This window comes from Pseudomonas tolaasii NCPPB 2192 (assembly GCF_002813445.1).
Classification (GTDB): Bacteria; Pseudomonadota; Gammaproteobacteria; order Pseudomonadales; family Pseudomonadaceae; genus Aquipseudomonas; species Aquipseudomonas tolaasii.
On record NZ_PHHD01000001.1, the window covers coordinates 5,153,840 to 5,166,555 of the forward strand.

A 12,716-nucleotide genomic window follows, 5' to 3' on the forward strand; every position below is an offset into this window, starting at 1 on the left:
ATGTTTCATTTTGTTTCAGCGATAAACATTCACCCTCTTTCCGCCACCTCCTTCAACCAGCCCTTGAATGCCGCCATCGCCGTGGTTTCCGTGCGCGACTGCAAGCGCGTCAGCCAGTAGCTGCCGGTGGTGATACCGGTCTGGAACGGTTGACGAATCACATCGCTTTCCAGTTGGCGCGAGAACATCATCGCCGGGGCCAGCGCCACGCCGATGCCTTGCAGAGCGGCTTCCATCATCGCCAGCGACGAGTCGAACACGATGCTGCGCGGCACCAGGGTATCGGCGGGCAACCCGGCCGCCTGGAACCATTGGCTCCACTCATCGGCACGGTAGGAACGCAGCAACGTGTGTTTAAGCACATCCGCCGGGGTGTGCAGTTGCTCGGCGATAGGGGGCACACAAAGCACGGTCAGTGGGGCCGCCAGCAGTTCGCACGCCTCCGTGCCATGCCAGGCACCGGCGCCGAAGCGGATCGCGTAGTCCAGACCCTCGGCGGCTACGTCCACCCGGTTGTTGTGAGTGGACAGGCGCAGGTCGATAAACGGGTAACGCGCCTGAAAGTCCGGCAAGCGCGGCAGCAGCCAGCCCACGGCAAAGGTGCCCACCGCGCCAACGGTCAATACCTCGCGGTAATGGCCGCCTTCGAACTGGCTGAGGGTCTGGGCAATACGGTCAAACGACTCGCGCACCACAGGCAGCAGGGTTTCACCTTCGCTGGTGAGCATCAGCCCGCGGGGCAGGCGCTTGAACAGCGTCACGTTCAATTGCGCCTCCAGGCTTTTCACCTGATGGCTGACGGCGGCCTGGGTCACGCACAACTCAATGGCCGCGCGGGTAAAGCTCAAATGACGGGCCGAGGCCTCGAAGGCACGCAAGGCATTGAGGGGCAAATGGGAGCGCAACATGCTTGACCCTTAATTTTTCTAATGGCAGGTGCGAGATATCATCGTTTGCCGCCACCACAAAATCCACCTAGATTTGCCGCACCTGCGCAGGCCTTGATCATCAGTACATCCTTTACAGGGAAGCGAACCACCATGAAACACAACCTACAAAAAATGCTGATATCAGCTTTGTTGCTGGGCTCCGGCACGGCCATGGCGGCCACGGACCTGCGTGCCCTTGTGGATAGCCGCGTTGAGCCACTGATGCAGCAACAGGGTATTCCCGGCCTGTCAGTGGCCGTGGTCAACAAAGGGCAAGTGCAATACTTTAATTACGGCGTCGCCGCCAAAGACACCCAGCAGAAAGTCACCGAAGACACCCTGTTCGAGATCGGCTCGGTGAGCAAAACCTTCACCGCCACCCTCGGCGGTTACGCCCAGGCCACCGGCAAGCTCAAGCTGTCGGACAAGGCCAGTGAACACTTGCCGGCGCTGGCCGGCGGCGTGTTTGATCACATCAGCCTGTTGCAGTTGGCGACCTACACTCCCGGCGGCTTGCCCCTGCAATTCCCCGATGCAGCTGATAACGCCGAATCCATGCTCGCCTATTTCCAGCAATGGAAACCCAAGTACGCACCTGGCGAGCAACGCCTCTATTCCAACCCGAGCATCGGCCTGTTCGGCTACCTCGCCGCGCAAAGCCTCGGGCAGCCGTTCAATGTGGCGATGGAGAAAACCCTGCTGCCAAAGCTGGGTTTGAAAAACACCCACGTGAGTGTCCCCGCCGACAAGTCAGCCCAATACGCCCAAGGCTATGACAAAAACCAGAAACCCATACGCGTCAGCCCCGGCGCACTGGACAGCGAAGCCTACGGCATCAAAACCAGCACCCAGGACCTGGCTCGCTACGTAGTCGCCAACATGCACCCCGGCACACTGGACAAGCCTTTGCAGCAGGCCATCGCTACCACCCACACCGGCTATTACACGGTGAATGGCATGACCCAGGGCCTGGGCTGGGAAGCCTACCCCTACCCGATCAAGCTCCAGGCCTTGCTGGACGGCAACTCCACCGAAATGGTCATGCAGCCGCACAAGGTCAACTGGCTCAACCCGGCAAAGACTGAAACCGCCGATATTCTGTTCAACAAAACCGGCTCTACCGGCGGGTTTGGTGCGTACGTGGCGTACGTGCCGAGCAGGGATATTGGCGTGGTGATTCTGGCCAACAAGAACTACCCGAATGGTGAGCGGGTGAAAGTGGCCCATGCGATCTTGAGCGCGATAGATCACTAACGTCGAACAAAACCCAAATGTGGGAGCCGGGCTTGCCCGCGATGGCGGTGTGTCAGTCAATACGTCAGGTGACTGATACACCGCCATCGCGGGCAAGCCCGGCTCCCACATTCTTTACGGCGTGGCTTACATGCCGAGCCAGTGCGGCAGCGCCAGCGAAATGAACGGCAGGTAGGTGACCATGATCAGGAACACCAGCAAAATCATCAGCCACGGCAGCGCCGCGCGAATCGTCTGACCCAGGCTCAAGCCCGTCACCGCCGAGGTCACAAACAGGTTCAACCCCACCGGCGGGTGCACCAGGCCGATTTCCATGTTGACCACCATCACAATCCCCAGGTGAATCGGGTCGATCCCCAGCTTGATGGCAATCGGGAAGAAGATCGGCGCCAGGATCAGCACAATCGCCGAAGGCTCCATAAAGCTGCCCGCTACCAGCAGCACGATGTTGACCATGATCAGGAAACCAATCGGCGTCAGCCCTTCAGAGATCACCCATGCGGTGATTTCCTGGGGGATCTGCTCGGTCGTCAGCACATGGGCAAACAGCATGGCGTTGGCGATGATGAACATCAGCATGATCGCCAGCCGCCCGGATTCCAGCAGCACCTTGGGGCAATCGCGAAACTTCATGTCCTTGTAGATGAACAGGGCCACGAATGCCGAATATACCGCGGCCACTGCGGCCGCTTCCGTTGGCGTGAACATGCCGCTGTAGATGCCGCCGAGGATGATCACCAGCAGCAGCAACCCCCAGAATGCACGGCGAGCGCAGGTCAGCCATTCACGAAAGGTAGCGCGTGGCTGGGCCGGCAGCTTCTTGATGCGCGCGACGATGTAGATCGCGACCATCAGCATCAGGCCCAGCAGCAACCCCGGAATCACCCCGGCCATAAACAGCTTGCCGACCGAGGTTTCGGTGGCGGCCGAATACACCACCATCACAATCGACGGCGGAATCAGAATGCCCAACGTCCCCGCGTTGCAGATGATCCCCGCACCGAATTCCTTCGGATAGCCGGAACGCACCATGCCCGCCACCGCAATCGAACCCACCGCCGCCACTGTGGCCGGCGATGAACCGGACAGCGCGGCGAACAGCATGCACGCCAGCACCGCCGCAATCGCCAGGCCGCCACGGATGTGGCCGACACAGGCGTTGGCGAAATCGATGAGCCGTTGTGCCACGCCGCCGGTGGTCATGAACGCGCCGGAAAGCAGGAAGAACGGAATCGCCAGGAAGGTGTAGGCGTCGGAGGTTTCAAACAGTTTGATCGCCAGCGAGCTTACCGAGTCCTGGCTGAACATCAGGATCGACACGGCGCCGGACAGCCCCAGGGAAATCGCGATCGGCACGCCGAGGAACATGAACACGAACAACAGCAAAAACAGACAGAGCACGGCCATCAGTGACGCTCCTCATGGCTGCCGGCCAACTTGCTGGCCTCGCCGGCTTCATCGGCCAGCCCCAACCCGACCTGACGGTGGGTAAAGATGCGGTAGAAAATTTCCAGGTAGCGCACAAACACCATGGCGAAACCGATGGGGACGATGAGCACGATGTCGCCGACGTCGATGCCATACTGGTCAAGGTCTTCGGCGCCGATGTGCGCGCTCATGACCGCGCTGACCCACTTGTAGCTCGCGACCATGAACAGCCCGGCGTAAGCCAGGCAGCACAGGCAGGCGAGCATGCCGAGGATGCGTTGCACCGGGCGTTTGGTCAGCTTGACCAGCGCGTCTACGCCGAGGTGGCCGGCGGTGCGCACGCCGTAGGAAATACCGAAGAAAATCAGCCAGCCGAACATGGCCTTGGTCAGCGCCACGCTCCAGGTCATGTCCTGGGCCCAGGTCATGGTGTGGTCGCCCAGGGCGTTGAAGAAGGGGCTACTGAAGGCCCACTTGTCGGCCAGGGAAAAGAACAGCGTGTAAATGTTGTTGAGCATGACGTAAACGAACGTCACCAGGGTCATGGCGGCCAGCAGGAAGGCGATAAAACCTTCCTCCAGGTGCTCCCAGATGCGCCTTGGCGTTTGCATGGCAAAACCTCGCGAAGCGGGAATGATGTCAGGGTGGAAACCGGGTCAAACTGTGGAAGAAGATCTCTGTGGGAGCTGGCTTGCCTGCGATAGCGGTGCATCAGACAAACCGCTATCGCAGGCAAGCCAGCTCCCACATTTGCCCCGTGTCGTTCAAGCGATCACTGGTTGGACGCGTCGGCCGCCTTGATCAGGTCAGCGCCGATCTCACCCTCGAACTTCTGCCACACCGGGCGCATGGCTTCGCGCCACAACTGGCGTTGCTCGGGGGTCAGTTCGATGATTTCGCTGGTTTTGGCGTCGATGATCTTCTGCTTGGCCGACTGGTTCAGCGCCTCGGCCTGCTTGTTCACCTCGACGGTGACCTCACCCATGATCTGCTCCAGCGTGCTGCGCACATCCGGTGGCAGGCCGCTCCAGAACTTGGCGTTGGTGATCACCATGTAGTCGATCAGGCCGTGGTTGGACTCGGTGAAGTACTTCTGCACCTCATTGACCTTCTGGCTTTCATAGTTCGACCAGGTGTTCTCGGTGCCATTCACAGTGCCGGTCTGCAAGCCCTGGTACACCTCGGCGAAGCTCATCTTGCGCGGGTTGGCGCGGATCGCCTTGAACTGCTCTTCGAGTACGCTGGAGGCCTGCACACGGAATTTCAGGCCACGGGCGTCCTTGGGCTCATGCAGGGCCTTGTTCGAGGAAAGCTGCTTGAGGCCGTTGTGCCAATAGGCCAGGCCGAGGATGTTCTTGTCCTGCATCGAGGTCAGCAGCGCCTTGCCCTGGGCAGCCTGAAAACGGTCGACAGCGGCGAGGTCGTTGAACAGGAACGGCAGGTCGTAAATCTGCACTTGCTTGGTGTATTGCTCGAACTTGGCCAGGGACGGCGCCAGCATCTGCACGTCGCCCAACAGCAGCGCCTCCATCTCCTTGCCGTCGCCAAACAGCGACGAGTTGGGGTACACCTCAACCTTGACCCGGCCCGGCAGGCGCTCTTCGGCGAGTTTCTTGAACAGCAGCGCGCCCTGGCCCTTGGGGGTGTTTTCCGCCACGACGTGGGCGAACTTGATCACAATCGGGTCCGCCGCCTGGGCCAGGCCCGCAACGAACACACTGGCGGCGCACAGCAGCGCCCGGGAAAGCTTGAGCATGGAAAATCACCTTCTTATTGTTGTGTTGTAAGGCAAGGTGCCTGATGTGGTGCGTGTAGTGAATTTCGATTTTTTGATACCTGCGTTCGGTCTGGCCGAACGCAGATCCGAAGCGCAACATCGATCCAATGTGGGAGCTGGCTTGCCTGCGATAGCGGTCTGTCAGACCCAGCAGTTTTTGGCTGATACACCGCTATCGCAGGCAAGCCAGCTCCCACATTTTTAGAGCCGGGCGGCGAGCAACCTCTGGGCGCGCAGCAGCACCGGCGCATCCACCATCTGCCCATCAATCTGATAAGCCCCTGCCCCATGGGCCCCGGCTTCCACAACCCGCTTCGCCCAGGCCAGTTCTTCGGCACTCGGCGCCAGGGCTTCATGAATCACCGCCACCTGCTTTGGATGAATACACAGCGCGCCGGCAAAGCCCATCTCATAGGCATGCCGGATCGAGCGGCGCAGGCCTTCGGGGTCGTCTATCGCCGGGTGCACGCCGTCCAGCGGCGCCACCAGGCCTGCAGCACGGGAGTGCACGATCAACGCCAGGCGTGCCTGGTCAAGGGCAAACCGGGCGGCCGGGGAGTCAGTGCTCAGGTTCAAGTCCAGTGCCAGGTCCAGGCCGCCGAACGACAGGCGCTCCACCAGGGGGGCCTGGGCAATTTCAGCCACTGCCAACAAACCGCGCGCGCTCTCGATGATCGGCCAGATGGCTTTGCCGATAGCCGCCACCACAGCCACTTGCGCCGCGCTTTCAACCTTGGGCAGCAGCACGCCGACCACATTTGAATGGGCCTTGCAAAACGCCACATCTTCAAAATGCCCGGCATGCTCCGGCGCGTTGATGCGCACCCAAACCTGAGCGGCGGGGTTGCCGGTTAAAAACGCACCGAGGTTGTCCCGCGCCTGGCGCTTGAGCGGTTCTTCCACCGCATCCTCAAAATCCACAATCACGGCATCGGCACCACTGGCCAGGGCTTTGGAGAACCGCTCCGGGCGGCTTCCGGGTACAAACAGGGCAGAACGCACAAGAGGAGTAGGCATAACTGAATATCCTTGTGATCACGGTCCATTGTGGGAGCTGGCTTGCCTGCGATGAGGGCCTTGAGGCTTACACTGCTCTCTTGGGCGCCATCGCAGGCAAGCCAGCTCCCACAGGGGTCAGATGACACCGCGTGTTTTGAGGTTGGCGATGGATTCGGGGGAGTAACCCAGCTGATCCAGAATCCCTTGGCTGTGCTGGCCCAACGCGGGAACGGCATCCATGCGCGGGGTAAAAGCCGCATTGCGCGCCGGCGGCAAGAGTGACGGCAGCGACCCGGCCGGGCTGTCGACTTCACGCCAACTGTCGCGAGCCTTGAGTTGCGGGTGGTTCCACACGCCCTGCATGTCGTTGACCCGCGCACTGGCGATCTGCGCGTCTTCCAGGCGCTGGATTACCGCCTCGGCGTCGAGCCGGGCGAAACTGTCAACAATGATCTGGCGCAACACTTCACGGTTGGCCGAGCGTTTGAAGTTGGCCGAGAAACGCTCATCGACCGCCAGTTCCGGCGAAAGCAGTACCTTGTCGCAGAATGCCGCCCATTCGCGCTCGTTCTGCAAACCCAGCATTACAGTACCGCCGTCACCGGTGGGAAACGGCCCGTAAGGGTAGATCGTCGAATGCGCAGCGCCCGCGCGTGGCGGTTGTGGCGCGCCGTCGAACGCGTAATACATCGGGTAGCCCATCCATTCCACCAGGCTTTCGAGCATGCTCACGTCGATGCGGCTGCCCTTCCCGGTTTTGCCGCGCAACAGCAGCGCCGAAAGGATGCCGCTGTAGGCGTACATGCCGGCAGAGATGTCGGCAATGGAACACCCGGCCTTGGCCATCTGGTCCTCAGCGGGGCCGCCGGTCACCGAGAGAAAACCGCCCTCGCTCTGGATCAGCAGGTCATAGGCTTTCTTGTTCTCGTAAGGTCCGCCTTCGCCATAGCCGGAAATATCGCAGACGATCAACCGTGGAAACCGCTCATGCAGCGCCTCGAACGACAGGCCCATGCGTGCCGCCGCGCCGGGTGCGAGGTTCTGCACCAGCACATCCGCGTCGGCCAACAGTGTTTCAAGGATATCGCTCGCCTCGTCCTGCTTCAGGTCCAGGGTCAGGCTTTCCTTGGAGCGGTTGGTCCACACGAAGTGTGACGCCAGGCCGCGCACGCGTTCATCGTAGCCACGGGCAAAGTCGCCGGCGCCGGGGCGCTCGACCTTGATCACGCGGGCGCCCAGGTCCGCCAGTTGGCGGGTGCAGAACGGCGCGGCAATCGCGTGTTCAAGACTGACGACGGTAATGCCGTCCAGCGGTCGTTGGTGAGTCATGACAGCTCCTTAAAGCCAGTGGGCCATGGACGCGACGTCGCGCAGGTTCCAGACCTTTTCGATCAGTGCGTCGGCCTGGGCCGGGGTGCACGCGCGGCTGAATTGGGTGAGACGCTGGAATTTGTCGGCCAATTCGACGCGACTCAAGGTGTTGCCCGGGTCGCCCTTGGGCTCGTCGATGGCGCCCTGCAGCGTGCGGCCATCCGTGGTGGTCACCGTGACACGGCCCAGCCAGCGTTGCGGGTAGGCGCCATCGACTTCGGGGTCGAGGCGCATGCTGACCTTGTCGCGGAACGCCGAAACCGCAGGATCAGTCAGCGCCCGTTCATGGAATTCCGTAAGCCCGGCCTTGCCATGCACGGCTATCAGGCCCAGCACGGTGCCCATGGAGAACTTGGCCTGATGCACGGAGGCCGGCACGTTGACGCGACCGAGCACGTCAATGGCGGCCTGATGCACGCGGGTTTCGACCCGTTCGATCTGTTCGACGTGCAGGCCTTCGCGCTGCATCAGGTGCAACAACGCATCCGCCGCCGGATGGGTATGGCGACAGGATGCATGGAACTTGAACGAGGTTTCCAGCAGCGCCCAACGGCTGCCCAGGCCTGCAGACAATCTGGCGGGCTCGGCATCAGTGGACATGCCGGCGGCCAACCCCTGGTCGCCTTCGAGAATATTGCGGGCACCGGTCAGGCCGTCGGCAGTCAGGTAAGCGGCGAGCAAACCATCCGCCGCCGCTTTGGCCGTGTGCAATTGCTTGGAGTCCGCCGCATCACGCAGGAATTCCCAGAGCCCGGCGGCCTGGGTGCCGGCGCTGCCGAGCAGGTTGATGAACTGCTCCTGGTTGAAATCCAGCAGTTTGCCAACCGCAACCGCCGCCGCCAGGGTGCCGACGGTGGCCGTGGTGTGAAAGATGCGGTAGTGGGAGCGGCCCATGAATTCGCCGATGCGAATGCCGGCTTCATACCCGGCCACCGAGGCCAGCAGTAAATCACGGCCGGATTTGCCGAGGTCTTGCGCGGCGGCCAGCGCAGCGGGAAACACCACCGTCGCCGGGTGCAGCACGGAGCTGTTGTGCAGGTCGTCCTGCTCCACCAGGTGGGATGAAGCAGCGTTGACCAACGCGGCGAAATAGGCGCTGCTGCCGCCGCCACTGACGATTATTTGGGAGGGGCCGTTGGCGGGGCCCATCTTTTGCGCATAGCGCTCAAACAACGGGATCGGGTGTGCGCCCTTGCTCGCCAGCGCCGAGGCGAGCCAGTCCAGATACAGGTCTTCGGTGCGCGCCAGTACATTTTCGGGCAATTGCGCGTCGTTCAAATCGGCCAGAAACCGACACAGGGCTTGGGTATGGCTCATGGTCGTTGCCTCAGAAGCTGCGTGGCAGTTCGAGCAAATGCTCGGCCACGTAAGACAGGATCAAATTGGTCGAGATCGGCGCCACCTGGTACAGGCGCGTTTCGCGGAATTTGCGCTCAACGTCGTACTCGCAGGCAAAGCCGAAACCGCCGTGGGTTTGCAGGCAGGCGTTGGCCGCTTCCCACGACGCCTTGGCCGCCAGGTACTTGGCCATGTTGGCGCTGGCCCCGGCGTTGGCGCCGCTGTCGTATTCCTCGCAGGCGCGCCAGCGCATCAGGTCCGCCGCTTCGATTTCGATATGGGCTTCGGCAATCGGAAACTGCACGCCCTGGTTCTGCCCAATCGGCCGGCCGAACACCACGCGGTCGCGGGCGTAGGCGCTGGCCTTCTCGATAAACCAGCGACCATCGCCGATACATTCGGCGGCGATCAGCGTGCGCTCGGCGTTGAGGCCGTCGAGGATGTAGCGAAAGCCCTTGCCCTCCTCGCCAATCAGGCTGTCGGCGGGCAGTTCGAGGTTGTCAAAGAACAGCTCGTTGGTTTCGTGGTTGACCATGTTGGCGATGGGCTGCACGGTCAGGCCGTTGCCGATGGCTTCGCGCAGGTCCACCAGGAAAATCGACATGCCGTCGGACTTTTTCTTCACCTCGGCCAGCGGCGTGGTGCGTGCCAGCAGGATCATCAGGTCGGAATGCTGGATGCGCGAGATCCACACCTTCTGGCCGTTGATCACATATTTGTCACCACGCTTGACGGCGGTGGTCTTGATTTTGGTGGTGTCGGTGCCGGTGGTGGGCTCGGTCACGCCCATCGACTGCAAGCGCAGTTCGCCACTGGCCAGCTTGGGCAGGTAGAAACGCTTTTGCGCTTCGCTGCCGTGACGCAGCAGCGTGAACATGTTGTACATCTGGCCGTGCACGGTGCCGGAGTTGCCGCCGCAGCGGTTCACTTCTTCCAGAATAACCGAGGCTTCGGCCAGGCCCAGGCCGGAGCCGCCGTATTCTTCCGGGATCATCGCCGACAGCCAGCCGGCGTCGGTCAGGGCTTTGACGAAGGCTTCGGGGAAGCCTTTTTCTTCGTCGATCCTGCGCCAGTAGGCGGCGTCGAATTCGGCGCACAAGGCGCGTACGCCTTCGCGGATGGCGTTGAGCTCTTCATTGTTATTGGGGTTCATGTTTCGGCTCTCCGCCTTTATTTATTCGAAGTGGACGTTTGCTGTCTGCGCCAGGCCGTCCGCATTGCCCGCCCACAACTCGGCCACGCCGTTTTCGGTGATACGCCCACCGACTTCAAACGGCTGCGGCGCAATCAGCGGACGCACGCCACGATAGGCAAACCGGCGTACCGTGGCTTCGGGGTGGGCGCGGCAAAACGCGCGCAGGCTCAAGGTGGCGGTCAGCGGCCCGTGCACCACCAGGCCCGGATAGCCTTCGGTGCCGGTGACGTAGGGGTAGTCGTAGTGAATGCGATGGCCGTTGAAGGTCACGGCGCTGTAGCGAAACAACAGGGTGGGCGTAGGGTCGACGGCTTCACGCCATTCGCCCTGCGCGAGTGCTTCGCCACTGCCCTGTTTGGGCGGCGTGGGCTCGCGGTACACGATGTCCTGCTCTTCGCGGATGGCCAGGCGGCCGTTCTGCGAATAGTCGTGACGCACGGTGACGAACAGCAGCGAGCCGGTGCGGCCGGTCTTCTCTTCCACCTGGGTGATGGTCGACACGCGAGTGGCCGCTTCACCGGCACGCAGGGCATGAAAGAACTCGATACGCCCGCCGGCCCACATGCGGTTGCGATTGTCGGCGGGCGGCAGGAACCCGCCGCGGGCCGGGTGGCCATCGGTGCCCAGTGCCGCTTCAGGCACCGGGTCCTGAAAGAAGCACCATTGCCACAGGTGCGGCACCTCGGCGCCGTCTTCAGGCACGGCTTCACCGAAGGTGGCGGCAATGCGCTTGAGCAGGTTGTGGCTCAGGTGGTCGTGGGCGGTCTCGCTTCGGCCGATCCAATCGGTGGCGCTCATCGGGGGCAGGTCCTCGGGCAGTGAGTGTCTGCCCCGGATCATGCAAGCACCCGCCCGTTCTGAGAATTTGCATTTCAATAAACCGGCGTTCGGCTATGCTGAACGCCATTCCCTGTGGGAGCTGGCTTGCCTGCTCCCACAGGTGATTTTCATCGTTGCCCAAATAGGTGTTTTGCATGCACTTCGATCTGGCCGACCTGCGCCTGTTTATCCATATCGCCGAATCCCCCAGCCTGACCCAGGGCGCCAAGCGCGCGTTTCTCTCGCCGGCAGCCGCCAGTGCGCGGGTCAAGGCGTTGGAGGGGCAACTGGACACGCGTCTGCTGTACCGCGACAGCCGTGGCGTAGAGATCACCCCCGCAGGCGAACGCCTGCTGCACCATGCGCGGCTGATCATGCGCCAGGTGGATTACCTCAAAAGCGAGTTCACCCAGTACGGCGTGGACTCGGCCGGGCATATCCGCATTTTCGCCAACACCACGGCGGTGACCGAGTTTCTGCCGGAAGTGCTCGCCGGCTTTTTGTCCGCGCGGCCCGGCGTGACCGTTGACCTGCAGGAGCGGTTATCACGCGACATCGTGCGCGGCGTGCTCGACGGCACCAGCGACATGGGCATCATCGCCGGCCCCGTGGAAGCCTCGGGCTTGCAGGTGCTGCACTTCAGCACCGATCAACTGGTATTGATCGTGCCCGCCGGGCACCCGTTGGCCGACCAATCCAGCGTCACACTGGAGCAAACCCTCGCTTACCAGCACATCGGCCTGCATGAAGGCAGTACGTTGCTGAGCTTTTTGCGTGAACACGTAGAGCGGCTGGGCAAGCACTTGTCGTTGCGCATTCAGGTGTCGAGCTTCGAGGCGATTTGCCGGATGGTCGAGGCCGGCGTGGGCATCGGCATCATTCCCGAATCCGCCGCGGTGCGTCACAGCCGCACCATGCAGTTGGTGACGGTGAAGCTGGATGAGTCATGGGCAATTCGCGAGCGCAGTATCCTGGTACGCGAACTGGAAGCGCTGCCCGGCACCATTCGGGCGTTGATTGCTACCTTGATGCCCGAAAGCACCTAAGCTCAACAGTCACCTTGCCAGAGGAGACTCCCCATGCAGTTAGAAGGATCCTGCCATTGCGGCGCCGTAACGTTCAGCCTCGAGAGCGCCCACCCTTACCCGTACCAGCGTTGCTATTGCTCGATCTGCCGCAAGACCCAGGGCGGCGGCGGTTATGCGATCAACCTGGCCGGTGATACGGCCAGTTTGAAGGTGCGCGGGCGCAAGCAGATTTCGATCTACCACGCCCGGCTCAAACCGGACGGCGCCAGCCGTGCCCATGCGAGCACCGCCGAACGGCACTTTTGCTCGCAATGCGGCAGCGCCCTGTGGCTGTTCAGCCCGGAATGGCCGGAGTTAATCCACCCGTTTGCCTCGGCCATCGACACGCCGCTGCCGGTGCCGCCGGAGCACACACACCTGATGCTTGGCTCGAAAGCGCCGTGGGTTGAAGTCAGCGTGCGCAAGGGCGACCTGCAGTTCGACGAATACCCCGAAGAATCCATCGCCCAATGGCATGAGCGATTGGGACTGGTGCGTTAACAGTCTTTGACAGTTTCCCGACAAAGCTCTCAAAGACC

General features: G+C 61.9%; 12 protein-coding genes. 3 read left to right on the top strand and 9 right to left on the bottom strand.

The window, feature by feature from the left end; genetic code table 11:
* Positions 1 to 29 precede the first annotated feature (29 nt).
* Positions 30 to 908 carry a LysR family transcriptional regulator gene (locus ATI14_RS23670; protein ID WP_016971518.1) on the bottom strand — a complete coding sequence of 293 codons (879 nt, stop codon included), beginning with the start codon at positions 906 to 908 and terminating at the stop codon, positions 30 to 32.
* 132 nt (positions 909 to 1,040) lie between these two features.
* Between ATI14_RS23670 and ampC the strand changes: the two genes are divergently transcribed.
* Positions 1,041 to 2,183 carry a class C beta-lactamase gene (ampC, locus tag ATI14_RS23675; protein WP_016971517.1) on the top strand — a complete coding sequence of 381 codons (1,143 nt, stop codon included), beginning with the start codon at positions 1,041 to 1,043 and terminating at the stop codon, positions 2,181 to 2,183.
* 126 nt (positions 2,184 to 2,309) lie between these two features.
* Here ampC and dctM read toward each other — a convergent pair whose 3' ends face one another.
* From dctM to ATI14_RS23720, 8 genes are all read right to left on the bottom strand, one after another.
* Positions 2,310 to 3,590, bottom strand: a complete 1,281-nt coding sequence (dctM, locus tag ATI14_RS23680; protein WP_016971516.1) for a C4-dicarboxylate TRAP transporter large permease protein DctM — start codon at positions 3,588 to 3,590, stop codon at positions 2,310 to 2,312.
* Positions 3,590 to 4,222, bottom strand: coding sequence for a TRAP transporter small permease (locus ATI14_RS23685; RefSeq protein ID WP_016971515.1), 633 nt, complete (start codon positions 4,220 to 4,222; stop codon positions 3,590 to 3,592). The genes dctM and ATI14_RS23685 overlap by 1 nt, the downstream gene beginning before the upstream one ends.
* A 161-nt stretch (positions 4,223 to 4,383) precedes the next feature.
* Positions 4,384 to 5,367, bottom strand: a complete 984-nt coding sequence (locus ATI14_RS23690) for a TRAP transporter substrate-binding protein (protein ID WP_016971514.1) — start codon at positions 5,365 to 5,367, stop codon at positions 4,384 to 4,386.
* 222 nt (positions 5,368 to 5,589) lie between these two features.
* Positions 5,590 to 6,405: an HpcH/HpaI aldolase/citrate lyase family protein gene (locus tag ATI14_RS23700; protein ID WP_016971513.1), complete on the bottom strand. Its 816-nt coding sequence runs from the start codon at positions 6,403 to 6,405 to the stop codon at positions 5,590 to 5,592.
* A gap of 117 nt (positions 6,406 to 6,522) precedes the next feature.
* A complete protein-coding gene (locus ATI14_RS23705; protein ID WP_016971512.1) occupies positions 6,523 to 7,716 on the bottom strand; it encodes a CaiB/BaiF CoA transferase family protein in 1,194 nt (397 codons plus the stop codon).
* 9 nt (positions 7,717 to 7,725) lie between these two features.
* Positions 7,726 to 9,075 (bottom strand): MmgE/PrpD family protein, encoded by a 1,350-nt coding sequence (locus ATI14_RS23710; RefSeq protein WP_080519819.1) that lies wholly within the window; start codon positions 9,073 to 9,075, stop codon positions 7,726 to 7,728.
* A gap of 10 nt (positions 9,076 to 9,085) precedes the next feature.
* Complete coding sequence (locus ATI14_RS23715) at positions 9,086 to 10,249, bottom strand: acyl-CoA dehydrogenase family protein (RefSeq protein ID WP_016971510.1); 1,164 nt, start codon at positions 10,247 to 10,249, stop codon at positions 9,086 to 9,088.
* Positions 10,250 to 10,270: 21 nt separating this feature from the next.
* Complete coding sequence (locus tag ATI14_RS23720) at positions 10,271 to 11,089, bottom strand: HTD2 family dehydratase (RefSeq protein ID WP_016971509.1); 819 nt, start codon at positions 11,087 to 11,089, stop codon at positions 10,271 to 10,273.
* 176 nt (positions 11,090 to 11,265) lie between these two features.
* On the opposite strand from ATI14_RS23720, the gene ATI14_RS23725 reads away from it, so the two are divergent.
* Positions 11,266 to 12,156 (top strand): LysR family transcriptional regulator, encoded by an 891-nt coding sequence (locus ATI14_RS23725; RefSeq protein ID WP_080519820.1) that lies wholly within the window; start codon positions 11,266 to 11,268, stop codon positions 12,154 to 12,156.
* A gap of 33 nt (positions 12,157 to 12,189) precedes the next feature.
* Complete coding sequence (locus tag ATI14_RS23730; RefSeq protein ID WP_016971507.1) at positions 12,190 to 12,678, top strand: GFA family protein; 489 nt, start codon at positions 12,190 to 12,192, stop codon at positions 12,676 to 12,678.
* Positions 12,679 to 12,716: the final 38 nt, after the last annotated feature.